The sequence below is a fragment of the Nostoc sp. genome (assembly GCF_036917465.1).
Classification (GTDB): Bacteria; Cyanobacteriota; Cyanobacteriia; order Cyanobacteriales; family Nostocaceae; genus Nostoc.
This window is the reverse complement of record NZ_JBALDL010000091.1, coordinates 213,755-239,589: the sequence shown is the minus strand read 5'-3', so window position 1 is coordinate 239,589 and position 25,835 is coordinate 213,755. Positions and strand designations below refer to the sequence as shown.

Annotated in this window: 19 protein-coding genes and 1 pseudogene; 9 read left to right on the top strand and 11 right to left on the bottom strand. The window is 42.2% G+C overall.

Going from position 1 to position 25,835, the window contains the following annotated elements; genetic code table 11:
• Positions 1–563: 563 nt before the first annotated feature.
• The gene (locus V7K38_RS24785) at positions 564–1,835 is read right to left on the bottom strand and encodes a glycosyltransferase family 4 protein (protein WP_334861612.1); all 1,272 of its coding nucleotides are present in this window, start codon (positions 1,833–1,835) and stop codon (positions 564–566) included.
• 290 nt (positions 1,836–2,125) lie between these two features.
• Here V7K38_RS24785 and V7K38_RS24780 point away from each other — a divergent pair, with 290 nt between their 5' ends.
• The 6 genes from V7K38_RS24780 (at position 2,126) to V7K38_RS24755 (ending at position 8,966) form a co-directional block, all read left to right on the top strand.
• On the top strand, positions 2,126–3,304 hold the full coding sequence (locus V7K38_RS24780; RefSeq protein ID WP_334861610.1) for a DNA cytosine methyltransferase: 1,179 nt from the start codon (positions 2,126–2,128) through the stop codon (positions 3,302–3,304).
• Between the two features lie 170 nt (positions 3,305–3,474).
• Positions 3,475–4,155 (top strand): deoxyribose-phosphate aldolase, encoded by a 681-nt coding sequence (gene deoC, locus V7K38_RS24775; RefSeq protein ID WP_334861608.1) that lies wholly within the window; start codon positions 3,475–3,477, stop codon positions 4,153–4,155.
• 107 nt (positions 4,156–4,262) lie between these two features.
• Positions 4,263–5,165: a DNA repair protein RecO gene (gene recO / locus V7K38_RS24770; RefSeq protein ID WP_334861606.1), complete on the top strand. Its 903-nt coding sequence runs from the start codon at positions 4,263–4,265 to the stop codon at positions 5,163–5,165.
• Positions 5,152–6,792 (top strand): MFS transporter, encoded by a 1,641-nt coding sequence (locus V7K38_RS24765; RefSeq protein WP_334861773.1) that lies wholly within the window; start codon positions 5,152–5,154, stop codon positions 6,790–6,792. Before recO ends, V7K38_RS24765 begins: the two co-directional genes overlap by 14 nt.
• A gap of 352 nt (positions 6,793–7,144) precedes the next feature.
• Positions 7,145–8,293: a glycosyltransferase family 4 protein gene (locus tag V7K38_RS24760; protein WP_094342476.1), complete on the top strand. Its 1,149-nt coding sequence runs from the start codon at positions 7,145–7,147 to the stop codon at positions 8,291–8,293.
• 229 nt (positions 8,294–8,522) lie between these two features.
• The gene (locus V7K38_RS24755; protein ID WP_334861603.1) at positions 8,523–8,966 is read left to right on the top strand and encodes a DUF29 domain-containing protein; all 444 of its coding nucleotides are present in this window, start codon (positions 8,523–8,525) and stop codon (positions 8,964–8,966) included.
• A 181-nt stretch (positions 8,967–9,147) separates the two neighbouring features.
• Here the strand turns inward: V7K38_RS24755 and V7K38_RS24750 are convergent, their stop codons facing one another.
• The 5 genes from V7K38_RS24750 to V7K38_RS24730 form a co-directional block, all read right to left on the bottom strand.
• On the bottom strand, positions 9,148–9,963 hold the full coding sequence (locus V7K38_RS24750) for a peptidase (RefSeq protein ID WP_334861601.1): 816 nt from the start codon (positions 9,961–9,963) through the stop codon (positions 9,148–9,150).
• Between the two features lie 10 nt (positions 9,964–9,973).
• A complete protein-coding gene (secG, locus tag V7K38_RS24745) occupies positions 9,974–10,207 on the bottom strand; it encodes a preprotein translocase subunit SecG (RefSeq protein WP_012410686.1) in 234 nt (77 codons plus the stop codon).
• A 96-nt stretch (positions 10,208–10,303) separates the two neighbouring features.
• Positions 10,304–11,902 carry a 2,3-bisphosphoglycerate-independent phosphoglycerate mutase gene (gene gpmI / locus V7K38_RS24740; RefSeq protein ID WP_334861599.1) on the bottom strand — a complete coding sequence of 533 codons (1,599 nt, stop codon included), beginning with the start codon at positions 11,900–11,902 and terminating at the stop codon, positions 10,304–10,306.
• A gap of 240 nt (positions 11,903–12,142) precedes the next feature.
• The gene (locus tag V7K38_RS24735; protein WP_334861597.1) at positions 12,143–13,102 is read right to left on the bottom strand and encodes a class I SAM-dependent methyltransferase; all 960 of its coding nucleotides are present in this window, start codon (positions 13,100–13,102) and stop codon (positions 12,143–12,145) included.
• A 429-nt stretch (positions 13,103–13,531) separates the two neighbouring features.
• On the bottom strand, positions 13,532–15,217 hold the full coding sequence (locus tag V7K38_RS24730; protein WP_334861595.1) for an ABC-F family ATP-binding cassette domain-containing protein: 1,686 nt from the start codon (positions 15,215–15,217) through the stop codon (positions 13,532–13,534).
• Between the two features lie 446 nt (positions 15,218–15,663).
• Here V7K38_RS24730 and V7K38_RS24725 point away from each other — a divergent pair, with 446 nt between their 5' ends.
• Both V7K38_RS24725 and V7K38_RS24720 read left to right on the top strand, forming a co-directional pair.
• Positions 15,664–16,326 carry a DUF4347 domain-containing protein gene (locus tag V7K38_RS24725; protein WP_334861593.1) on the top strand — a complete coding sequence of 221 codons (663 nt, stop codon included), beginning with the start codon at positions 15,664–15,666 and terminating at the stop codon, positions 16,324–16,326.
• Between the two features lie 12 nt (positions 16,327–16,338).
• Positions 16,339–21,849, top strand: a pseudogene (locus V7K38_RS24720) (cadherin domain-containing protein); the annotation flags it as partial.
• Positions 21,850–22,116: 267 nt separating this feature from the next.
• On the opposite strand, the gene V7K38_RS24715 reads toward V7K38_RS24720, so the two are convergent.
• On the bottom strand, positions 22,117–22,479 hold the full coding sequence (locus V7K38_RS24715) for a helix-turn-helix domain-containing protein (RefSeq protein WP_334861591.1): 363 nt from the start codon (positions 22,477–22,479) through the stop codon (positions 22,117–22,119).
• A gap of 241 nt (positions 22,480–22,720) precedes the next feature.
• Between V7K38_RS24715 and V7K38_RS24710 the strand changes: the two genes are divergently transcribed.
• Positions 22,721–23,167, top strand: coding sequence for a hypothetical protein (locus V7K38_RS24710; RefSeq protein ID WP_334861589.1), 447 nt, complete (start codon positions 22,721–22,723; stop codon positions 23,165–23,167).
• 9 nt (positions 23,168–23,176) lie between these two features.
• Here V7K38_RS24710 and prfA read toward each other — a convergent pair whose 3' ends face one another.
• The 4 genes from prfA to rplM all read right to left on the bottom strand — a co-directional run bounded on the left by prfA (position 23,177) and on the right by rplM (position 25,779).
• Complete coding sequence (prfA, locus tag V7K38_RS24705) at positions 23,177–24,274, bottom strand: peptide chain release factor 1 (protein WP_334861587.1); 1,098 nt, start codon at positions 24,272–24,274, stop codon at positions 23,177–23,179.
• Between the two features lie 104 nt (positions 24,275–24,378).
• A complete protein-coding gene (gene rpmE / locus V7K38_RS24700; RefSeq protein ID WP_334861585.1) occupies positions 24,379–24,621 on the bottom strand; it encodes a 50S ribosomal protein L31 in 243 nt (80 codons plus the stop codon).
• Between the two features lie 280 nt (positions 24,622–24,901).
• Positions 24,902–25,318 carry a 30S ribosomal protein S9 gene (gene rpsI, locus V7K38_RS24695; protein ID WP_229554269.1) on the bottom strand — a complete coding sequence of 139 codons (417 nt, stop codon included), beginning with the start codon at positions 25,316–25,318 and terminating at the stop codon, positions 24,902–24,904.
• A complete protein-coding gene (rplM, locus tag V7K38_RS24690) occupies positions 25,318–25,779 on the bottom strand; it encodes a 50S ribosomal protein L13 (protein ID WP_265272220.1) in 462 nt (153 codons plus the stop codon). Before rplM ends, rpsI begins: the two co-directional genes overlap by 1 nt.
• Positions 25,780–25,835: the final 56 nt, after the last annotated feature.

The window sequence follows — 25,835 nt, the reverse complement described above, 5'->3', positions numbered from 1 at the left end:
GATTGAAAAACCTAGCCAGAAGCCTTGAAAACTATACCTGTTATTTTCGCTTTTCTGTCAATGCGTAAGTCCTAGCTACTAGGACTTACGCATTGACAGAAAACAATAAATACATATCGCGGAAAAACCATATTTCTCGTAGGGGTTTAGCATTGCTAAACCCCTACTCCACGGTTAAGTTATCGGTAAAAATATAATTAGTCAAAGTCTGAAACAAGCTATTTCGGTGAAAGCATACTATGACTAATTTGTACAGTGCGTAAGTCCTAAGATAGTAATGCCAACATTTATGTTGGTACTGTTCGGACAACATTTACCTACTAATACCAATTCGCTATGAAGATGCACTTAATTATTAAGCGAACCGCCAAGTACGCCAAGTAAGCCATCGCGTAGCGTCTCGTAGAGAAGAGAGAAGGAGTAATAATTAAGTGCAAGCTCACAGAGAATCGGTATAAGTACAGCCCACCATAAACAGGGTACGAAAATTATGCTGTAACAGGAGCAAAATCGTAGGGGTTTTGAATTTAGCACTTTGTGCAATCTAACCCCACTGCTGTAAATTAAACTTCTTGTTTCGTAACTCTTGTGGACTGAATTGCTCCACGCTCTGCCACCAATGAGTAACACAACAACTCATACTGATTTAAAGCTTGTTCAAAAGCATAGTTTTCAACAGCATATTTGCGACTTTTATAACCCAGAGTGTTGACTTTTTCGGGGTTGTGGTACAAGTCTAAAATTGCCATTGCTAAAGCTTGGGGATCTTCTGGAGGAACTATAACTCCACCGCCACTTTGCCACACGGCTCTTGCTGCTGTACCGTTGTCAGGTACAGAGGCAACTAAGGCCGCTCCACTTGCAAGCAGCACTTGAATTTTTGATGGCATATTGAAGGATACAACATTTTTCTTTTGTACTACTAAACCAACATCCGCAGCTGCCAACATTTGTGGCAAAGATTTGCGGGGTTGAAATGGTAATAACAAAACATTATCTGCACCGCAGTCTAGACATTCCTGTTGCAATCGCTGTAAACCTTTTGCCTCTCCAACAATAACAAAAACAATATCTGGGATATGGCGTAACACAGAAGCAGCTTTGACAACACTTTCTAAGCCTTGGGTTAGGGCAATGTTACCAGAATAAAGTACTACAAATTTCTCATTCAGGTTATGTGCAGCGCGAAAAGGGTTATTTTCTTGAGGCAAAGGGCGAATAAAATTTACATCAACCCAGTTGGGAATTTGCACAATTTTGTCAGCATCTACACCCTTAGCTCGCAAATTGTCCACAAACCCATCGGCAATAACGCTAATTTTACTGGCAGTGTGGTAAGCAAATTTTTCCAACACTGTAAATAACTTTATAAGCAGTTTATTTTTGAGTAGACCGACGTGGACAGCTGCTTCTGGTAATATATCTTGTAGATTTAAAATTACAGGACAAGCACGTAACCATCCTAAAAGAGCAACTGGTACACAGCTTGGCAAAGATGGCGATGTTGAGAGAATCACATCTGGCCGCCAACCGAAGAGGGCCGGTACAAAACTAGTGACAACGAAACTAGCATCTAGTAACACCCGATCTAATAGGTTGGGTTGGGGACGAATCCAAACGTAACTGCGTTGGATTTTAACGCCATTTTTGTATTCGTTGAGATACCACTTGCCCCGATATTCCTGATAAATTTGACGCTCAGGATAGTTGGGCATAGCGGTGACTACGCGAACCTCATGTCCACGTTTGACTAGTCCCTCTGCTAACTCAGTCATCAGTGGGGCAATACCAATTGGTTCTGGATAGTAGTTGTAAGAGTAAATTAAAATCCGCATAAAAGTTAGTCCGAAGTACCCCGGTTTTTTGTTTAATGACAAATTTTTGTCTTAAACATCATTTGGAGCTTGGAAACTCCTATATTTAATTGTGACTTCAGACTCTTTTTCTGTCAGGGATTTTCTTTAAAGATTGAGTAAACTTTGATATTGAATACTTAGAGTAAGTGTGAATTTATTTTACTATTTAAGCATTCTGAAAATTGTTTATTGTTGATTGGTACGTAAGTATAAACCCTAATTTATCAGTTCGATATTAGCTAAGACTGTTTCACGATATTACTTGTTGAATGAGCGATAGCCCTTGTATTTTCTCCTTTTTTGCTGGTTCAGGATTCCTAGATTTAGGTTTTGAAGCCAGTGGTTTTAAGATTGTTTACGTCAATGAAATTTTTTCAACATTCATGGGAGCATACCGTTATTCACGGCAGATTATCAATCTACCGTTGCCAGAATACGGGTATCATGACGGAGAAGCAGGAGATGTAACCCAACTTCTCGAAGGTTTACAAACACAACATCTCCGGGAGTTAGTACAAGACTGCCGTAAATCTAATAATATTGTCGGCTTCATTGGCGGGCCTCCCTGCCCTGATTTTTCTATTGGCGGCAAAAATAGAGGACGTTTAGGAGATAATGGTAAGCTTTCTGCTTCTTACGTTGAATTAATTTGCCGCAATCTTCCAGATTTCTTTTTATTTGAAAATGTTAAGGGGTTGTGGAGAACGACAAAGCACCGTTTATTTTTTGAATCGCTCAAGCAAGAATTACTCGAAGCTGGCTATATATTAACAGAACGCTTAATCAATGCTATTGAGTATGGTGTACCCCAGGATAGAGAAAGAATTATTCTCATTGGTTTTCGCAATAGTTTTATTAAGGATATAGGAATAAAACTTGGTAGTGATAAATTATTAAATGAAGGAAATTTTCCTTGGAATAATCACATTTTATATCCTCAAACAAAGATTTTTGCTTATCCTTGGCGGAAGTGCGATCCATTCCAAGAAAATTCTGTTATGTCTTGTCCTGATGGCATTCCTCAAGAATTAACAGTTGAATACTGGTTTAGAAAAAATAATGTGTTAAAGCATCCCAATGCTAAAAACTGTTTTCAACCAAGGGCAGGTATCACAAAATTTGCTGCTATTGATGAAGGAGATGATTCTAAAAAGTCTTTCAAGCGTCTTCACAGATGGCGTTATTCTCCGACAGCTTGCTATGGAAATAATGAAGTACATTTGCATCCTTACAAAATCCGGCGAATTTCTGTAGCAGAAGCTTTAGCTATCCAATCTTTGCCTGAAAATTTTGTCCTCCCAGAGAATATGTCCCTCACGAATATGTTTAAGACTATTGGGAATGGTCTACCATATTTTGCATCAAAAGCGTTAGCTAAAACTATTATTGACTTCTTGGGAACGGTTGTGACAAATGCTGTTGATATTTCAAAGCTTACTACTGTCTAATGTCAACTTAAACACTTACACTAATTCTGCAACATCTACAAAGCCGACATCCAAAATAAGTCAGCAGCTTGTTTTCAGAATAAACTCGTAATAAATATGGTTTAATATATATATAAGAAATGTTTTAATTTTTTATAAAGTTTAATAATCAATTACTGGCAGAAGACACGATGGCAGCAGACTATCCAGATATTGATATTGCGCCATTTATCGATCACTCCCTGTTAATACCAATAGCTACTCCAGAGCAGGTTGAGCAGTGGTGTGAAGAAGCATACAGATTCAATTTTGCGGCGGTTTGCTTATACCCCGCTTATGTCAAGCAAGCGGTCGAACTCCTTCATGGTAAAAATCCGAAAGTGTGTACGGTGATTGGCTTTCCTTCTGGTGCGACGACTTCAGCAGTGAAACTGTATGAGGCTCAAGAGGCGGCGGATAGTGGGGCTACGGAGTTGGATGTGGTAATGAACTTAGGCTGGTTGAAAGCTGGTAAAACCGAAGAAGTCCACCGGGAAATCGCCGAAATTTGTGAAGAGACTGGGCAAACTGTCAAGGTAATTTTGGAAACCAACCTGTTGACAGATGCAGAGAAAAAAATAGCTGCTGAAATAGCTATGGAGGCGGGGGCAGCTTTCTTAAAAACTAGTACAGGCTGGAATGGTGGCGCAACAGTGGCAGATGTGCGATTTTTGCAAGAATTAGCAAAAGAAAGAGTAGGAATTAAAGCTTCAGGTGGTATCCACACTATCAATCAAGCCCTAGACTTAATCGTAGCGGGTGCTACTAGATTAGGTACATCTCGTGGTATGGATTTGATCCGCCAGCGCGATAACCTGGGAAAGGGTGAATAGTCATTTGTTTCTCGTCCTGCCTTGCGGGAAACTGGTGGCACGTCTATGTCATTTGTCTTTTGTTCTAACCTAATGACCAATGACCAATTACCAATGACTAATGACTAATGAGTAGAACCTACAAAGCAACGGGAATTAATCTTAAAACTCAGGTGCTGGGAGAATCGGATAAAATAGTGACGATTTTGACACCAGAATTTGGTCTGATTCGAGCAGTCGCTCCAGGGGCACGCAAGCACAACTCCAGTCTGGGCGGTAGGAGTGGTATGTTCGTTGTGAATGAACTATTGATTGCGAAAGGGCGATCGCTTGATAAAATTACTCAAGCACAGACACTAAAAACTTATCCTGGTTTAGCTAAAGATTTAGGAAAACTGGCTGCGAGTCAGTATTTAGCTGAAATAGTCCTCTCTCAAGCTTTGAGCGAACAACCCCAAGAAGAACTTTATGAGTTGTTCAATGAACATCTCTATCGGTTGGAAGCATTGTCTAGTACAAATGCATCTAGTGTTTTGGCTCATCTGGCTCATGGCGTGTTTCACCTTTTAGCCTTAGCAGGAGTAACGCCGCAAGTGCAACTATGCTGCTTATCTGGGCGCTCCCTCAAGCCAGACTTTACAAACCCCAAATGGCAAATAGGATTTAGCGTCCCTACGGGTGGAACGATTTGCTTAGAAGCTTGGAAACGTTTACGAACAGAGGGGGAGGGGGAGATTAAGAACCAATACCCTATTCCCCATGCCCCATTCCCCATGCCCCATGCCCAAACAGTTGTTGTGCATCGGCAAGAAATACCTGTGATTTCTAGTCGTCTGGGTGCTATGGAACTGGCTTTGCTTCAACATCTGTCACAACCAGAGATAATTCAAATTGATGGTGCTAAAGACCATAACTGGTTATCTGTTGAGCAGATTTTGCGCCAGTATGCTCAGTATCAATTAGGTCGTCCTATTCGCTCTGCTACTTTGATCGACTCTTATTTTGCTGCCAACCATGATGCAACCATCTGATTTGGATAAAAAAATCCCACCTTTGTCACCAAGCCTCGTTCAAAAACAGAATAGGGTATCAGATCCTACAATCAAGAATCACTTGAGTGCCATTTCAAACTCTACACCTAGTCAAATCAATAGCCAAGAAATATCCCCAAAAGACGTTTCTAAAAACGATCAAAGTTGGACAGCCCAGATCCCAAAAACTGATGTTCCAAGTCCATCAGAAACACAATCTGAGGAGAAATTAACTAGTCCTGAGTTAGATAGCAATGGGCAGAGTTTGCCAGCAGGCACTATTCCAGAAAAAGAATCACCCAAATTAGATGGATCTGGTTCAGGTGGGGAAACTGTTTCGGGGAATGTAACACAGCAAGGGTTTTTACCTGTATTAAAAAACCCTAATTTCCTGGCTCTTTGGGGCGGTCAAGTTTTCTCCCAACTAGCTGATAAAGTGTATTTGGTACTGATGATTGCTTTGATTAATACTCAGTTTCAGGGTAGTAATCAGAGTATTAGTGGTTGGGTATCAGTTTTGATGATGGCTTTTACGATTCCAGCAGTATTGTTTGGTTCCGTTGCTGGCGTGTTTGTCGATCGCTGGTCGAAAAAGGCTGTGCTGGTGGCAACGAATATTTGGCGCGGCATCCTGGTTTTGTTAATTCCCTTCCTGCTGTGGTTGACTCATGACTGGAAACCCATAGGAGTGCTGCCAGTGGGTTTTTTGATCATCCTGGGTGTGACTTTTTTAGTTTCCACACTGACGCAGTTTTTTGCACCGGCGGAACAGGCAGCAATTCCCTTAATTGTAGAAGAACAGGATTTACTCTCGGCAAATTCCCTTTATACGACAACGATGATGGCATCGGTGATTGTTGGGTTTGCTGTTGGGGAACCGTTGTTAGCGATCGCAGATGGACTTTGGTCGCAAATTGGTGGTAGTGGTAGTTTGGGCAAAGAACTTTTAGTCGGTTGTAGTTATGCGATCGCTGGACTAATTTTATTCCTCCTGGCAACCAAGGAAAAACACCACCACCCCGATACAGAATTCCCTCACGTATTCTCTGATTTGCGAGATGGTTTTGCCTACCTCAAAGCAAATCATCGCGTCCGTAATGCTTTGCTTCAGCTGATTATCTTGTTTTCTGTCTTTGCAGCATTAACTGTTCTAGCTGTTCGGATGGCAGAAATAATTCCCAACATGAAAGCCTCTCAGTTCGGCTTTTTACTAGCAGCCGGTGGTGTTGGCATTGCTGCTGGGGCAACAATTCTCGGTCAATTTGGTCAACGTTTTTCTTATACCCAGCTAAGTTTGTGCGGTTGTATGGGTATGACAGCATCCTTGATTGGTCTATCAATATTTACAACCCAACTGTGGTTAGTCCTTTTACTGGTAGCACTATTAGGTATCTTTGGGGCACTAGTGGGAATTCCCATGCAAACTGCAATTCAAACAGAAACACCTCCAGAAATGCGTGGTAAAGTCTTTGGTTTACAAAACAATGTAATTAATATAGCCCTCTCCTTACCTTTGGCATTAGCAGGGGTAGCAGAAACCTTTGTAGGATTACAGGTAGTTTTTTTGGGGTTAGCTGCGATCGTCTTTTCAGGAGGTATCTTAACCTGGTATAACTCACAGAAATAGTTATCAGCTAAGAGGAGTTATTATTCATTACCTTGAAGTAATTACTAATTTCCTTAAAGCTTTTCTGTTCATGGTAAACTGTGGTCAGTGAAAATTTATCATATACTTGTGGGATATGAATCTGACATTAGTCAGAATAAGTTGTTTAAGTATCATAAATTAACAACTTATAAGTAAAATAAATAAAGCCATCAATCTTCTGGTTTAATAAGCTTAATAAGGCTTTTTAAACTAAAATATAATGGAAATTTTTAATAAATAAAAAACCAGCAAGTATAGCTAGATAAAAGAAAAATCACAAAGGGCACATAAGTAATAGATTAAACCCGCTTTTCTTACAGCTAAATAAAGAATGCGTATAGCCTGGATTGGAAAAAAATCACCCTTTTGCGGCAATGTCACCTACAGTCGAGAAATTACAAATGCTTTGCTAGATAGGGGACATCAAGTTAGCTTTCTTCACTTCGCCCAGGAAGAGTCTGAACCTGACAATTGGCCAAATCTTCGAGAGGTTTCCCTCCCTTTCATTTACAAGTCCCAGGTTTACACAATTCCTACTTTTAAAGCAACTAAAGTTTTAACTGATTCACTACGGGAAATTAAGCCAGATGTAGTACACGCTTCCTTGACGTTATCTCCTCTAGACTTTTTTCTACCAGAAATCTGTGAGGAACTGAGATTGCCTCTAATTGCCACTTTTCATACACCGTTTGCTGGCAAGGGGGCAAAGCTGGTATCGGGAACACAACTTTTGGCTTATCAGCTTTACGCACCTTTTTTAGTTAACTACGATCGCGTGATTGTATTTTCCCAAATTCAGCGAGAATTATTGGCAGGGATGGGCGTAAGGGAAGAAAATATTGCCGTAATTCCCAACGGTGTTGATACCGTTAAGTATTCTCCAGGATTTTCTCAAATCAAAGCGGAATTTAAAGCCGAACGCTTGTTTGTTTACCAAGGTCGCATAGCACCAGAGAAAAATGTCGAAGCCCTCCTCCGGGCTTGGAAGCAGTCTGCGATGGGGCCTGGTACTAAGTTGCTAATTGTTGGCGACGGCCCTTTAAAGTCTTCTTTAGAGCCGTTTTATGGTTCAGAATACGGCATTATCTGGTTGGGATTTGTTGCTGATGAAGACCGACGCATTGAGATTTTGCGCGGCGCAGATGTATTTGTTTTGCCTTCATTGGTAGAGGGTTTGTCCCTATCTTTGTTAGAGGGAATGTCATGTGGGTTGGCTTGTTTAGCAACAGACGTGGGTGCAGATGGAGAAGTATTGGAAAAGGGCGCAGGTGTAGTTATTAGTACTAAAACAGCGCGATCGCAATTAAAAACCCTCTTGCCAGTGTTACAAGACCATCCAGAGTTAACAACTTTACTGGGGCAAAAAGCCAGACAGCGTGTATTAGACCGCTATACCCTCAGTAAAAATATTACTTTGCTGGAAGAACTTTATAAAGAAGTTTTAGCACAACGACCTCTACCGCTAAGTCGGAGAGCGTAGAGAAAGGGAAAAAGTGCGTAGGCGTAGCCCATCGGAGATATCGCCCTGTAAATTCTCAGATGGTAATTAATGAATTCGATCGGGTAACAATGTTAGAGTCGCTGGATATCTTCTGACTTAACTTATAGGCGCTATGGATGTTTTTTTCTGGGCAATTATCGGCAAAAATTAATAAATTAGTTAACATGAAATAATAAATAACAGTAAATTAAAGCTACAAAATCAACAAATGACTGCAATTATTGACCTAAAAATATTATATGAATCCAATTACCTGCAATGGTTAGAAGAGACTATTAAATGTCTCAAAGCTGGGAAATTAGTAGAGGTTGACTATGAAAACTTAATAGAAGAACTGGAAGATTTGGCTAAAAACGAGAAAAGGCGAGTAAGAAGTCTGTTTGAACAGATTATTAGACATTTATTACTTTATCAATATTGGGATTTAGAAAAGCCAAGAAATGATAATCATTGGGTAGCAGAAATTATTAGTTTTCGTAATCAATTAAATGAAGATTTAAGTGCAAATTTACGTAATCATTTAGAGGAGAATCTCAGCATAATTTATAGCAATGCTTTAGATTATGTTAAGGCTAAAACAAAACTAAATAATTTACCTGAATTATGTCCTTATACCTTAGATAAAATTTTTGATAAAAATTGGTTGCCTTAATCTTAATTTTTGATTTGGGTGAAACTGCTACTTTCTCAAGCTAGGTTTTAGGGTTTGTAGTAAGGACTTTAGTACCTAGAAAATAAGGACTTTAGTCCTTATTAGGAAATTGCTTAACCATAAATTTAAATTTTACAGACTAATACCCTCAGTCCAGATTTTTGTATAGTCTACCTATCGATCAATTAATCTTTGAATTATCCAGTAAAGGCCATCCTAAACTGGTTGGTTGTTCATAAACGTGCTTTAGAGTATTTACATCTCTAGCGGAAATAGGCGATGGGTTACGAATTTGGGAAAAGTATAAAGCATCCGTTTGTAGCGGACTGTGACCCCAAATTCCTAGCGCATGACCGAATTCGTGGCGGGCTGCTGCAACTAGATACTTACCTGTTTGACTGGGGCTTAACAAGATGGTGAAGCTGTGGAATAAAACTTTGTTGCTGGTGTGTAACTCGTAAGTAGTTTGTGCCGATCGCGCACGAGGTATATTATTATCAGGGGAAATTTGTAGAGGTGGCTGTTTTTGTGCGATCGTAATATCAGCAATTTCTGGCTGTTCGACTACTGTTATGGGTAAATAATTACTCCACTCTTGTACACCCTGTAAGACACCGTTAACCCAGACTTGAGCTTGTTTTTCGTTAACGGCTTTTGGTGTTTCTACGTAAACTCGAATAGGAAATTGTGACCAGACTAAATAACCAACTTGGGTGGTTGTGACTTGGGAAAAGTAGTCACCACTCTTACTGCTATCTTGCCACTGTGCGAGTGTGGGCGGTAAGGGATGGGGTTTTGGGGTGGATGAGGTGGAGAGAGAGATTACTGAGTCTGAATATACGTATTTTGGTATGATTGTAAACCCATCACTCGACTGAAGATTAACAAAAAAGATTAACAGCCCTGTGCCAATAAATAGGGCAAGAGCTGTAATTAACCGTTGTGAAATTAAATTTATTAGGATGTTAAGTATTTGGTGTTGGGTTTTTTTCCCCATTGACCTATCCTTATTTAGGTAGCCAACCAGCACTTAAAACCACTGTTAAACCGAGAAAAATTACTGTCAATGCCCAAGTAATTCGGTTTAAGGTGTTTTCTGCACTTTTGGTACTGCTAAATAGCTGCGCTTGTCCACCAATAGCGCCGATGCCGTCACCTTTGGGGCTATGCAGTAAAACTAAGATAATCAGACCGGTGGCGGAAAACGCCCAAATGCCTTGCACGATATTAGTAGCTGTCATGGTAGGAATCTCATTTATAAAAAATTTCAAAATAGGAGTCAGAATTCAGAAGTTAGGAGTTTTTAGTAAACTCCTAACTCAGGACTCAGCAATCTTTTACAGCCCTACTTGCACGGGGGTGCGAGTGCGTTGCAGATCATAATCTGCTGTTTTCAGTAGCGATCGCCCAGTCATTTCTGATGGTTGAGGCAGCTGTAAAATCTCTAGAATTGTGGGGGCAATGTCGGATAGCTTACCATCGGTTCGCAGTTCGACATTTGTACCATATCCAGGGATTTTGACTTTCTCGCCTTCCACCAAGATAAAGGGGACTGGGTTAGTAGTGTGGGCTGTCCAGGGATTACCCCCTTCATCTAGCATATACTCAGCGTTGCCATGATCGGCAGTAATAATTGTTGTACCACCGGCTTTGATAACGCTTTCTAATAAGCGTCCCAGACAGCGATCGACTGTTTCAACTGCTGTAATAGTAGCGTCGATTTGACCAGTATGCCCTACCATGTCTGGGTTGGCATAGTTAATCACAACTAGAGAATACGTACCCTTTTGAATGGCAGCGATCGCAACATCTGTAACTGCTGCTGCTGACATCGCTGGGGCGTGATCGTAAGTCGCTACCATCGGGCTGCTTACCAGTTCCCGATCTTCTCCAGCAAAAGGTTCCTCCAGACCCCCATTAAAGAAATAGGTGACGTGGGCGTATTTTTCTGTTTCGGCGGTGCGGAACTGATTCAAACTATGATTGGCTATGACTTCTCCCAGAATGTTACTGAGATTCTGAGGCTCAAAGGCTACAGCCACAGGTAAGTCTGAATCATACTGCGTAAAGGTGACAAAAGACAGCGGTGTGATTTGCTGCCTTGCAAAACCGTTAAATTTGGGACTGACTAAAGCTTGAGTCAGTTGTCTAGAGCGATCGGGGCGGAAGTTGAAAAATATTACCCCATCCCCTGGTTCTATTGCGCCTGGTGCAATTCGGATTGGGTTGACAAATTCATCTTTTACCCCTTCGGCATAAGATGCTTGCAAGATTTCTACAGCCGTGCGATTATCACCTGTACCATCTTGGGTCATCACGTCGTAGGCGCGTTTGACTCGATCCCACCGATGATCGCGATCCATCGCGTAGTAGCGACCGCTAAGGGTGACTATGCGCCCAATTCCGGCGCGGCCTATATAATCTTGCAGCAGTGTGATTGCTCTTACACCGTCAGTTGGGGCGGTGTCACGGCCATCAGTAATGGCGTGAATACAAACTTCTGGAATTCGCTGGTCTTTTGCTAAGTCAAGTAGTCCGAATAGATGGGTGATATGCGAATGTACCCCTCCCTCAGAACAAAGCCCGACTAGATGCAGCTTGCTATTCCGAGAACGAACTTCCTGGCAAATTTTGACAAGTACTGGGTTTAAGGCAATAGAACCGTCTTCAACCGCATCGGAGATGCGTACCAGTTCTTGCGGTACAACTCGCCCAGCACCAATGTTCAAATGACCAACTTCCGAGTTGCCCATTTGACCCTCTGGCAACCCTACGGCTTTTCCTGATGTGCGGATGAGGGTATGCGGGTAAGCTGCCCATAAACTGTCCATAATGGGAGTTTTAGAAGCAACAATAGCGTTTCCTCGCTTTTCCTCGCAGTAGCCCCATCCGTCTAAAATGACTAGCACCACAGGAGCAACAGGTGCTTTGGTCATAGTAAAATTGCCCTTTACTTTTTGTAATACCCGAATGATACCACTGCTAATCCACGGCGCAAGTGAATTTTTGCTTATGAACTTCTTTTATTAAGGACTTGCAGTTTTTTGAAAGATTTTTTAAATTTTAGTAATTTTTCTGTAATGTTTTGGAACGCTAATAAGGAGTGATTAGTTAGTAAGCTGGCATCCATTTAAGTTGCACATTAACTCGTGAGTTTGTCGTTGTGCAGCGTCTTGTTAGGCGATTTTTTGAATATAGAATGAGGCAGGCTCACTCTCAGGTGTTAAGAATGGTGCAACCGATTTAAGTTTCTCGTAATGATTGTGATGCAAATAGTTAAGAGCACCTAGAATTTTCCAACTACTGTTATATGATAGGAATGCTTCTAACAAATATTGTTCATTCCAGAACCTAACTTCATCTTCTACCCATAGCTTAAGATAATTTTTTGGTGAAAAAATGTCATGTATATGAACAATTACACCTTTGTTGAGAGAAGGTAATAATTCAAGATACTCAAAAAGTACATCACCTTGAGGTCTTATCATGTGAGACGAATCAATGAACAAGATGTCATTTTCTTGAAGCTTGGAGAAGAACGTTAAGTCTATATCTTCAACCCTTTTCCTGACTACAGAAACGCCTGCTTCTTCAAGCCAGGGCATTTCATAAGGCTCGATGCAAATAAGTTCACAGTTATAGCTCGGATCATCATCGTGATTTCTACGAATTGCATTAATTGCCATCAAAGTGGAGTTCCCGCTACCAACTTCAAATATCCTTCTTGGCTTAATGGCTCGAATAAGCTGATACCAATATTCAGCATCTCCTGATTCGAATGCGTCGTTATTCAAATAGTATTTAAGAGTATCGGGTTTCTCTTGAGGAGTGTCTGCAAGCTCCTGAGAAAATGAAAACCTTTCAAGGATTTTTAGTTGTTCAGGAATATTCCAGTTTATTGCGGGGAGAATTCTGTCTTGGGACAAGTCTAACTTCGGATTTCGATTATCGAATTGTGGTTCGTAGTAATGATTGAGTATTGGAAAAACACCTACATTCATTAAGGCACTCTTGCAATGCGGCAGCTTCTGTACTTCTACTCTACGAATTTGCTTCAGCAAGAATGCAGCAGGATAGACAAAGGGCGCTAATACTATGTCTGCTACCGGAAGAAGTTGTTTTTTCAATTTTTTCATGCAAACTCTTATTTATCGATTTGTATGCCTAGCTATTTACTATACCAGAAGCTGGAGTTTAGTCTAAACTCCAGCTGAGTTCGATATAAGAAATTAGCTTGAGAATCTTGTCTGATAAGCTTTCAGACAAAATGATACAGGCGCTTTCTTACAGCGATTATTGAGAATTAAAGGTGTTTGTTGAAAATACAATGTTTATTGTCATTATAGGAGCCTTGTTGAGAACAAAGTCCGAGTGTGTTTTTCAGCAAAAAGCTTTATCTCTAAGGTTTCTAGGCATTTTCTTACGTCGAACTCAGGTAAACTCCAGTTATCAGTGACACTGGTAATTGGTAACTGATAACTGTAGGGTAAAGGGGCTGTTAACCAAGGCAAAAAACTGACAAATGATAACTTTTAAACTTTACCACTGAGCAATTTTCCAGTTTTTCATTTCCTTTTCGCGGAAGCTTTAGCAGCTTTTTTTGCTGCTTTTTCGGCTTCTATTGTAGCTAACTTTGCTTGTTCTTTTTCTTCAGCAATTTTTTGGAGATAGTAATGATAATCTCCTAAGTAAACGCGGAATTCACCATCACGAATTTCAACTATTTTGTTAGCTACTTGAGAAATAAAGTAGCGATCGTGGGAAACGACAATTGCCGTACCATCATAGTTTTTGAGCGCTTCTTCCAGCATTTCTTTAGCTGGAATATCTAGGTGGTTTGTCGGCTCATCTAAAATTAGTAAGTTTGCGGGACGTAAGAGCATTTTTGCCAATGCCAAACGAGCTTTTTCTCCTCCACTTAATGCCCCAACCGCCTTAAATACAGTATCACCAGTGAATAAGAAGCGTCCCAAAAGTGTGCGTACTTCTTGATTATCCCAGTCTGGAACTTCATCATGAATAGTTTCCATGACAGTCTTCTTCAAATCCAAAGCTTCGGCTTGATTTTGCTCAAAGTAACCAGGAAGAACGTTGTGATCCCCTAATTGAACACTACCTTCTGTGGGTGGTTCCATACCCATAATCACGCGCAGAAGTGTAGATTTCCCAGCACCATTGGGGCCAAGGAATGCAATGCGATCGCCTCTTTCAATTAGGAGGTTTGCTGCTAAAAATAGGATTTTCTCACCATAAAGATGAGTTAAATCTTTAATATCCACTACCTCGCGTCCACTGCGGGGTGCAGGGGGGAAACGGAAGTGGAGAGTTCTTACCCCTGCAATAGGTGCTTCAATGCGTTCAATTTTATCAAGTTGCTTTTCCCGGCTTTTTGCCTGGGTACTGCGGGTAGCACTGGCGCGAAACCTATCAACAAAGGTTTGCTGTTTTTCTAATTCTTTCTGCTGGCGTTCGTAGGCGCTAAGTTGTGCTGATTGACTTTCAGCTTTTTGTTCCAAATATGCCGAGTAGTTACCAAGGTAGGTACTGGAAACGCCACGTTCAGTTTCCACAATTTGGGTGCAGAGGCGGTCAAGGAACTCCCGGTCATGGGACACTATTACCATCGGCGTAACCAGCCCTCTAAGGTAATTTTCCAACCACTCAATGGTTTCTAAATCTAGGTGGTTAGTCGGTTCATCCAGCAGCAACAAGTCGGGTTTTTGCAGCAGGATTTTACCCAAACTCATCCGCATTTGCCAACCACCACTGAAGGCGCTGACGAGGCGATCGCCATCTTCTAGCCCAAACCCCATCTCTGGTAAGATTTTCCCGATGCGTGCGTCTAAGTTGTAGCCATCCAAGGCTTCAAATTTGCGCTGAAAGCGATCCAACTTGTCGATCAGTCGATCCAGTTCATCTGGGTTAGCCGTTTCCATCTCTTGTGGTATGTGCGCCAGAGATAACTGTACTTCGTTGGCTTCTTTGAAGACAGTCCAAAATTCCTCTCTAACGGTGCGAGTGGGGTCTACTTCAAACTCTTGGTTAAGGTAGGCTATGTGTAAGCTGTTGGGACGAATGATTTCGCCGGCGGTGGGTTCCATTTCCCCTGAGATGATTTTCAGTTGGGTGGATTTTCCCGCACCATTGACACCGACTAAGCCAATGCGATCGCCTGGTTTAACTTCCCAGTTGATATCTTTGAGAACTTCGCCTGTGGGATAAATTTTACTTATATGTTCTAATCGCAGCATTAAGTTTCTCTCAGGTAGGGAGTAGGTGGTTGAGGACGAAGTACTAACACCGCCTCCAATATTAACAAAAATTAACTATAAAATCGTCGTGATTAAGTTTTGAGAGGCGCATATAAAGTTTAGCCCCAATCACGTATAAAACTTACGCCTCCCTCTTAATAGTGATTTTTTATTACTTTGAAATTAGTGAATTTACTGAGGGCGATTATTGACAATCCTACATAAATTTAATGGTTGATGACTTCGCTATATCAGAAAAATGATTGCTTTTGCATGATTAGAAGGGTATATAGGACTCCGATTTGATTCTTGAAAAAATACCGAGGCTTAAAAGCCTGTTTTATCAAGGTTTTCTCTGAAAATCTTGTTCAGAAATCAGATCAGATATAAGTCCTATAGCAGCATTTAATAAATGTGAAGAAAAAACTATTTAAATAATAATACTAATGTTGAATAACATCTCTACCAAGATCACTACCGACTCCACTCAAGACCTGCATGAGGAAATTCCTGCCAATCGCCTAGTTTTCATCGACCCCAAGGTGGAGAAGTACCAAACCTTAGTAGCAGGTGTCTTGGCGAATACTTCTGTTGTAGTTTTAGATGACGATCGCGATGGCATTGAGCAAATTAATCAAGTACTGGCATCCCATCGGGGAGTTAACAGCCTACATATTGTTTCTCACGGCGCACCAGGACAAGTTTATTTAGGAAACAGTCAACTCAACAACGAGACACTCAATCACTATGCAGCCCAACTTATGGGTTGGGCAAGTGCGTTGAGTACAAATGCACAACTGCTACTGTACGGTTGTGAAGTAGCTCAAACAGAGCAAGGCATGGCATTTGTCCAGCGTCTGAGTGAACTCACGGGTGCAGTAGTAGTGGCATCTGATAATTTAACGGGGAGTACTGCATTAGGCGGTGACTGGAAACTGGAAGTAAACACAGGCGTAACTGTTCCTTCTCTAGCATTCCAGCCAGAAGTTATGGCAGCCTATGCTTCAGTACTGGCTGTAGTACTTCCTGACTCCAGCTTTGGCGGTGATGGTAAGGTCACTACTGATTTAGGCTTCATCGCTATTGATATTGGTCGCAGTGTTGGTTGACAAAAAGATGGGAAAATTATCGTCGCCGGAAACAACAACGGTGACTTTGCCTTAGTGCGTTACAACACTGATGGCTCACTCGACACCACCTTCAGCAATGATGGCAAAGTTACTACTGGTTTCGGCTTACTTAGCATTGACATCGGTTACAGCCTTGCTGTGCAACCTGATGGCAAGATTCTCGTAGCGGGAACTGACAGCAGTGACTTTGCCCTAGCACGTTACAACAGCGATGGCTCACTTGACACCACCTTCAGCAGTGATGGCAAAGTTACTACTGGTTTCGGCTTACTTAGCATTGACATCGGTTACAGCCTTGCCGTGCAACCTGATGGCAAGATTATCGTCGCCGGAACTGACGGCAATGACTTTGCCCTAGCACGTTACAACACTAATGGCTCACTCGATACCACCTTCAGTAGTGATGGCAAAGTCACAACTGATTTAGGCTTCATTGCCGTTGACATCGGCTACAGCACTGCTGTACAAGCAGATGGCAAAATTGTGGTCGCAGGAACAAGTAAGGGTGACTTTGCCCTAGTGCGTTACAACAGCGATGGCTCACTCGACACCACCTTCAGCAGTGATGGCAAGGTTACTACTGATTTCGGCTTACTTACTATCGATAACATCTACAGCCTTGTTGTACAAGCAGATGGCAAGATTCTCGTGGCAGGAACAAGTAACGGTGACTTTGCCCTAGCACGTTACAACAGTGATGGCTCACTCGACACTAGCTTTAGTAGTGATGGCAAGGTTACTACTGATTTCGGCCTCCTCCCCAACGAAATTGCCTACAGCCTTGCTGTACAAGCAGATGGTAAGATTCTCGTGGCAGGAACAAGTAACGGTAACTTTGCTCTAGTGCGTTACAACAGTGATGGCTCAATCGACACCACCTTCGACAATGATGGCAAGGTCAGTACTGATTTAGGCTTACTCACCGTTGACATTGCCTACGGTCTTGTTCAACAGCCCGATGGCAAGATTATCGTCGCCGGAACTGACGGTACTGACTTTGCTGTGGTGCGTTACTTGGTTGACCAAGTTCCCACAAACTTGGCATTGAGTCAGTTAAATGTTGATGAAAATATACCTGCGGCGACAGTAGTTGGGACATTTACGACTACAGACGCAGATGCAGGCGACACATTCACCTACAGTTTAGTCACCGGGACTGGGGATACCGATAATAGTGCATTCACTGTTACGGGAAATCAACTTAAAATCAACAGTTCCCCAGACTTTGAAACCAAATCTAGTTACAACATCCGAGTTCAAACAACTGATTCGAGTGGGCAGTCCTACAGCAAAGAGTTAACAATTATAGTTAACAATTTGGACGAGGCTGGTAACGATGCGCCCACAGACTTGGCATTGAGTCAGGTAACTGTTAATGAAAATGTACCTGCGGGGACAGTAGTTGGCACATTTACAACCACAGACCCAGATGCAGGCGATACATTCACCTACAGTTTAGTCGCCGGGACTGGGGATACTGATAATAGTGCATTCGCTGTTACGGGAACTCAACTTGAAATCAATAGTTCCCCAGACTTTGAAACCAAATCTAGTTACAACATCCGAGTTCGGACAACTGATGCAACTGGAGCATCCTTTGATAAAGAGTTAACAATTATAGTTAACAATCTGGACGATCCTGGTGTTAACGATGCGCCCACAGATTTGATAGTAAGTAAGCTAGCGGTTGATGAAAATGTACCTGCGGGGACAGTAGTTGGCACATTTACGACCACAGACCCAGATGCAGTCGATACATTCACCTACAGTTTAGTCGCCGGGACTGGGGATAGTGATAATAGTGCATTCACTGTTACGGGAAATCAACTTAAAATTAACAGTTCCCCAGACTTTGAAACCAAATCTAGTTACAACATCCGAGTTCAGACAACTGATGCAAGTGGAGCATCCTATACCAAAGAGTTAACAATTGCAGTTGACAATCTTAACGATGCGCCCACAGATTTGACAGCAAGTAAGCTAGCGGTTGACGAAAATGTACCTGCGGGGACAGTAGTTGGCACATTTACAACCACAGACCCAGATGCAGGCGACACAACATTCAGCTACAGTTTAGTCACCGGGACTGGGGATACTGATAATGGTGCATTCACTGTTACGGGAACTCAACTTAAAATCAATAGTTCCCCAGACTTTGAAACCAAATCTAGTTACAACATCCGAGTTCGGACAACTGATGCAACTGGAGCATCCTTTGATAAAGAGTTAACAATTATAGTTAACAATCTGGACGATCCTGGTGTTAACGATGCGCCCACAGATTTGATAGCAAGCAATCTGACTGTTAGTGAGAATGTACCTGCGGGGACAGTAGTTGGCACATTTACGACCACAGACCCAGATGCAGTTGATACATTCACCTACAGTTTAGTCGCCGGGACTGGGGATACTGATAATAGTGCATTCACTGTTACGGGAAATCAACTCAAAATCAATAATTCCCCAGACTTTGAAACCAAATCTAGTTACAACATCCGAGTTCGGACAACTGATGCAACTGGAGCATCCTATACCAAAGAGTTAACAATTGCAGTTGACAATCTTAACGATGCGCCCACAGATTTGACAGTAAGTAAGCTAGCGGTTGATGAAAATGTACCTGCGGGGACAGTAGTTGGCACATTTACGACCACAGACCCAGATGCAGTCGATACATTCACCTACAGTTTAGTCGCCGGGACTGGGGATAGTGATAATAGTGCATTCACTGTTACGGGAAATCAACTTAAAATCAACAGTTCCCCAGACTTTGAAACCAAATCTAGTTACAACATCCGAGTTCAGACAACTGATGCGAGTGGAGCAGTATACAGCAAAGAGTTAACAATTATAGTTAACAATCTGGACGATCCTGGTGTTAATGATGCGCCCACAGGCTTGACAGTAAGTAAGCTAGCGGTTGATGAAAATGTACCTGCGGCGACAGTCGTTGGCACATTTTCAACCACAGACCCAGATGCAGGCGACACAACATTCAGCTACAGTTTAGTCACGGGGACTGGCGATACCGATAATAGTGCATTCACAATTCTCAACGATCAGCTCAAAATCAATAGTTCCCCAGACTTTGAGACTAAATCTAGTTACAACATCCGGGTTCGGACAACTGATGCGGGTGGAGCAACCTATGAGAAAGAGTTGACAATTGCAGTTAACAATCTGGACGATCCTGGTGTTAACGATGCGCCCACAGGCTTGACAGTAAGTAAGCTAGTGGTTGATGAAAACGTTCCTGCGGCGACAGTCGTTGGCACATTTACAACCACAGACCCAGATCCAAGCGACACATTCACCTACAGTTTAGTCACCGGGACTGGGGATACCGATAATAGTGCATTCACTGTTACGGGAAATCAACTTAAAATCAACAGTTCCCCAGACTTTGAAACCAAATCTAGTTACAACATCCGGGTTCGGACAACTGATGCGGGTGGAGCAACCTATGAGAAAGAGTTAACAATTGCAGTTAACAATCTGGACGATCCTGGTGTTAACGATGCGCCCACAGGCTTGACAGTAAGTAAGCTAGCGGTTGATGAAAACGTTCCTGCGGCGACAGTCGTTGGCACATTTACAACCAGCGACCCAGATCCAAGCGACACATTCACCTACAGTTTAGTCACCGGGACTGGGGATACCGATAATAGTGCATTCACTGTTACGGGAAATCAACTTAAAATCAACAGTTCCCCAGACTTTGAAACCAAATCTAGTTACAACATCCGGGTTCGGACAACTGATGCGGGTGGAGCAACCTATGAGAAAGAGTTGACAATTGCAGTTAATAATCTGGACGATCCTGGTGTTAACGATGCGCCCACAGGCTTGACAGTAAGTAAGCTAGCGGTTGATGAAAACGTTCCTGTGGGGACAATCGTTGGCACATTTTCAACCACAGACCCAGATGCAGGCGACACAACATTCGGCTACAGTTTAGTCACGGGGACTGGCGATACCGATAATAGTGCATTCACAATTCTCAACGATCAGCTCAAAATCAATAGTTCCCCAGACTTTGAGACCAAATCTAGTTACAACATCCGGGTTCGGACAACTGATGCGGGTGGAGCAACCTATGAGAAAGAGTTAACAATTGCAGTTAATAATCTGGACGACCTTGGTGTTAACGATGCGCCCACAGACTTGACAGTAAATGAACTAGCTATTGACGAGAACGTACCTGCGGGCACAGTAGTTGGCACATTTACAACCAGCGACCCAGATCCAAGCGATACATTCACCTACACTTTAGTCCCAGGGACTGGCGATACCGATAATAGTGCATTCACAGTTGATGGCAATCAGATCAAAATCAATAGTTCCCCAGACTTTGAAACCAAATCTACTTACAACATCCGGGTTCGGACAACTGACGCGAGTGGAGCAATCTATGAGAAAGAGTTGGCGATCGCAGTTAACAATCTGGATGATTCCGGTGTTAATGATCTACCAACCCTTACGAAGAATGCTAACGATATCTTTACTATCAAAGGTAAAGGTAACAGTGAAAAAGCAACCCTCTCAGTCAAGCTCACAGGACAGAGTTCTAATGAAATTTATGAACTGGGAGTATTTGTCGTAGATGATGAACAAGGGAAGATTCAAGGTATTGCCTCTAATGATCCTGGCTACACTGAAGCAGCTTTGAAACGATCCAATGTGATTCTCTCCTCGCTTACCAATTATCCCACTGGATTTAATGCTGATTTGAACAGTTTAGGGGAATTTACTTCTGGTGAACAGCTAAGATTTTACTTGGTACGCAGTAGCACTAGTGATAGTATCTTGGCTGGACAAGCTCCTTTAAAGGACGTACTGATTTCTGACTCGACCAATCTCAAAATCACAAGTTTGGGTAACAATAACTTCTCCTTATCTTGGAAAGGTAGCAACAGTAGCGAATTCTCGGATCTGGTCGTCCAAATTCAGGCAACAGATGAAGATTTGCCTTTGGGTGCAGCTTCCCAAGGACACCAACAAGGAGAACTCCTTGATTTACGTGGTATCACACAACCTGTAAAAGCTGATTTTGTCGTCAATAGAGAAGCTTCATACAACAATTTTGTCGGCTTTTATAAAGTGACTGATGAGAATGGGGGTATCGACACCAATGGCGATGGTACAGCAGATATTTTGATTGGGCAGGCTGGTTATGCTCAAGCTGCTGTCCGTGGACGTGTTGCAGGCACTGACTTGACGGTGAATAACCAAGGTACTACAACTTCTTCTAGTGCTTTCGAGGCGGATTCTCTGTATGCACCACTGATTATTGTTAATGGCAGACCCGATGCCATTCTCGATGGCAATGTTAATAATGATCCGAAGGTTTACTTCGCATTTTTGGGCGCTAATTCAGATAAGACAGATCACATTCGTCTGTTAGAAAATAATACCTTTGGGTTTGAGGATTTAACAAATGGGGGTGACAAAGATTTCAACGATATGATTGTGAAAGTTAATTTGAGCGTCAACGCTGTGTAATATTAAACCCAGATAGTTATTTAGTAAAATCGAAGCACCTCATGCCGCAAGCAAGATGAGGTGCTTTTATGCTCAGAAATTCCTCTTTAAGCTCTTTACTCTGTGTTCTCTGCGCTTCTGTGGTTAAATAAATGACTTGTAAACCGCACAGGCGCAGAGAGCGCTGAGAAAAAACAATCTTATTTTACGAGTCATCTTGAAAGGGCTAGTTTATAGCAATAGACCACGAGCTAGTTTGATGATTTAAATTCAATCATGAACAAATATTCAAGTGGCCTTCGCTTCATCCCCAGATGCTTCAGCCACAGCCGCCAATCTATCTGCCGCAGCTTGCACAATTTGAGCCACTTGGGCCAAAGGCATGTGCTGGATTTGTCTCAGAATCAGACTCAAATCTGAAGTTTCTGGAATTGGCTTGCCATCAATGCAGCTAATTAACTCTTCCATTGTGTAGCCTGCTTTCGATGCGATTTGAGCCAAATTTTCTGTATCTGGAACCTTCACACCTTTTTCCCACATCTGAACAGCAGTAGCAGATACTCCCAAAAGCTTACCAAAGGCTCGCTGACTCATTGAACCGCGAGCTAGTTTAATGATTTCAATCAGTTTTTGTTTGCTTTCGATCTTCACTGCTTATATAGCTAGCCAACTTTATTTACAAGTTTACTTTCAATAATACAAGTTTACTTTTATATTGACAGCCTTGTGTTTTAGTACTAGAATATATCTCTGGTTGTAAATTGGCAACTACAGGCATCAAGCTAGTAGACTAACCCATGAATCTTTAAATCAACCCAAAAAACTTAGTTTGCTACGGCGCTTGTGCTAGTAGCTAGACTTTGCTGCGAAGAAATAATATCGAAGGTGCATCATGTTTCGCAAGCCACGCAAAATTAACCAATATCGCCGCAAAGGTAAAAATCTTATAGCCACTAATAAAATTAAACCAGAAAAGTGGAATATTTCTGAAGCAGAAACCAAAGAAGCCTTAAAAGTTAAAGGCTACGATGTTAAGCAAATCAAGAAAATCCACCTTCTGAAGCATCAAGTGTGTATTTCCTACTGGGATGCAAAAGGCAATATATGCAGCAGCTTTTTTAGCTACCGGATTTTTGCGCGTTGGCAAGAAGAAGTAGAAAAGCTAATTTATACCTGTCAAACCCTCAAGGAATGGGCGAAGCTAAATTACGTTATGAAGTACGAATTTGCTTATTACCACTATCCCAGTGCAATGGAAGATGCACTCCACGCGATATTAGAAAACCACCTATGTGTGTTAAAAGCAACAGTACAAGAAGTGGTTTTACAGAAATATTAACAGCAGAAATTAGTTAGCGGCAGCAGTCGCTAACTCCGCGAGACGTTCCTGTTGGTCTAGAGATATACAAGATTGGATCAGCGTCTCTAAATCACCATCCAAAACAGGGTTAAGGGAATAATTCTGACCTAAGCGGTGATCGGTAGCCCGGTTATCTTTATAATTATAGGTGCGGATTTTTTCCGATCGCGATCCTGTACCAACTTGCGATCGCCGCATGGAAGTAACAGCTTCCTGTTGTTCGCTTAACTTGATCTCATACAACTTGGCCCGCAGAATTTGCATTGCCCGTTCTTTGTTTTGCAACTGGCTGCGTTCTTCTGTACAGAAAATCCGAATCCCTGTTGGTTTATGCATCAAATCGGCGGCTGTTTCCACCTTGTTGACGTTTTGTCCACCAGCACCGCCAGAACGGGCTGTAGTCATTTCAATATCTTTCGGGTCAATGTGAATTTCCACATCATCCACCTCTGGCATAATCGCCACGGTAGCTGTAGAAGTATGAACCCGTCCGCCAGATTCAGTTGCCGGCACGCGCTGCACACGATGCACTCCAGCTTCAAACTTTAACTGGCTGTAAACGTCATTACCTTTAATTTCAAGAATGACCTCTTTCCAGCCACCCACTTCTCCTTTAGATTCGCTTACTAGAGAAACTTTCCAACCTTGAGTTTGGGCATAGCGGGTGTACATCTGCATCAAATCGCCAGCCCAAATACTTGCTTCATCGCCACCAGTACCAGCGCGAATTTCCAACATGATATTCTTTTCATCATTGGGGTCGCGTGGTAGCAGCAAGACTTTCAAGCGAGACTCTAAATGTTCTATTTTTTCTTCAAGTTCCTTTACTTCCAGCGATGCCATTTCTTGTAACTCTGGATCACTTGCAGATTCTTTGTAAACCTGACGCGCTCCGCTCAAATCTTCTTGGGCTGTTTTCCAAATCTCATAAGTATCAACGACCTCTTCCAAAGAAGAACGAGACTTAGCAATTTCTTGATACTCATCAGGATTGCTAGCGGTATCGGGGTCGCCAAGACGACGGGTTAACTCATTAAAGGTTTGTTGAACGGATTTTAGTTTATCCAGTAAGTATGATTCAGCCATGACGATTGAGATCGCTCCTTAAAAAAATAACAAATTGGCTCGAGCATATAAATGAAAATCGACCCAGCTGATGCAGGGCCGTCGTTAACAGCAGAGCCAACTCGCTACTTTTTGTCTAGTTCGTCGCCAGATGTTTGAGTGCTGCTCATACCGTACTTACGGAGGAAGCGCTCTACTCGACCCTCAGTGTCAATAATCTTCTGAGTACCAGTGTAAAAGGGGTGATTTCCAGACCAAACATCTACGTGCAATTCTGGCTTAGTAGAGCCAATGGTCATAACAACTTGACCGTTGCAGTAAACTTTAGCATCTGGATACCACTTGGGGTGAATATCAGCTTTAGCCATTGTTCTTTTTCTGATGAATCTATATCAATTATAACTTTTAGCTTTTCAGCCTTTGTAAAATTTTAGATTTTAGACCTTCAACAACTCCCTCCGAGCTATCAGATTACCTATCTTTTCTTCTCTTTCCTCCTTGGCGTTCTTGGCGACCTTGGCGGTTCGTTAAAAATTAGATATTCTTCCGACTCTATAAGAGTAATCTTAAATCCAAAATCCAAAATCTTTCGACTGAGAGTAGCCGTTCGCGTAGGGTTCCACAGGAAAGTCCAAAATCCAAAATTCTCTAACGCTTAGAGTACTGAGGCGCTTTCCGAGCTTTATGTAAACCATATTTCTTCCGCTCTTTTGCTCTGGGATCGCGAGTCAAATAACCTTCGGTTTTCAAAGGTGGGCGGTTGTCTGGGTCTAGTTGGCATAAAGCACGAGCAACTCCCAAACGAACAGAATCAGCCTGTCCGGTCAAGCCGCCGCCTTCTGCTTTCACCAAAATGTCATATTCGTTTTCTAGTCCCAGAGTTTCCAGGGGTGCTTTGATGACTCCCAAGTAGTTAGGGTTAAATTGGAAATACAAGTTTCCATCTTTACCGTTGACAGTCAGTTGACCACTGCCTGGAACCAAGCGTACCCGTGCTACTGCGTTCTTCCGGCGGCCAGTACCCCAGTATACGGCGCGACCGCTATTGGCATCTGCTACTACCATTAATTTTCTTCTCCAGGAATTGTACTAACTTTTAGTTCTTTAGGTTGTTGAGCATCGTGGGGATGCGTAGGCCCAGCATAGACTTTCAGCTTGGTGAACAACTGCTTACCCAGGCTATTTTTAGGTAGCATACCTTTAACAGCCTGTTCTAAAATCCGCTCTGGTATGCGCTGTTGCAGTTTAGCGAAAGTTTCCGTTTTCATCCCACCGGGACGACCAGAATGGCGACGGTAAAGCTTTTGAGTGCGCTTTTTACCTGTGACTGCGATTTTCTCGGCATTAATGACGATTACGAAGTCACCTGTATCTAGGTGGGGTGTGTATTCGGGTTTCTTTTTGCCTCTTAAAACCTGGGCGATTTCGCTAGCAAGGCGACCGAGGCGTTTATCGGTGGCATCTACTATGTACCACTCACGCTCAATCGACGCTTGAGAAGGAAGGTATGTTTTAACTGTTGTCATTTGTTATTTGTCCTTTGTCATTTTTAATTTGTCATTAGTCATTTGTCTTTTGTCAT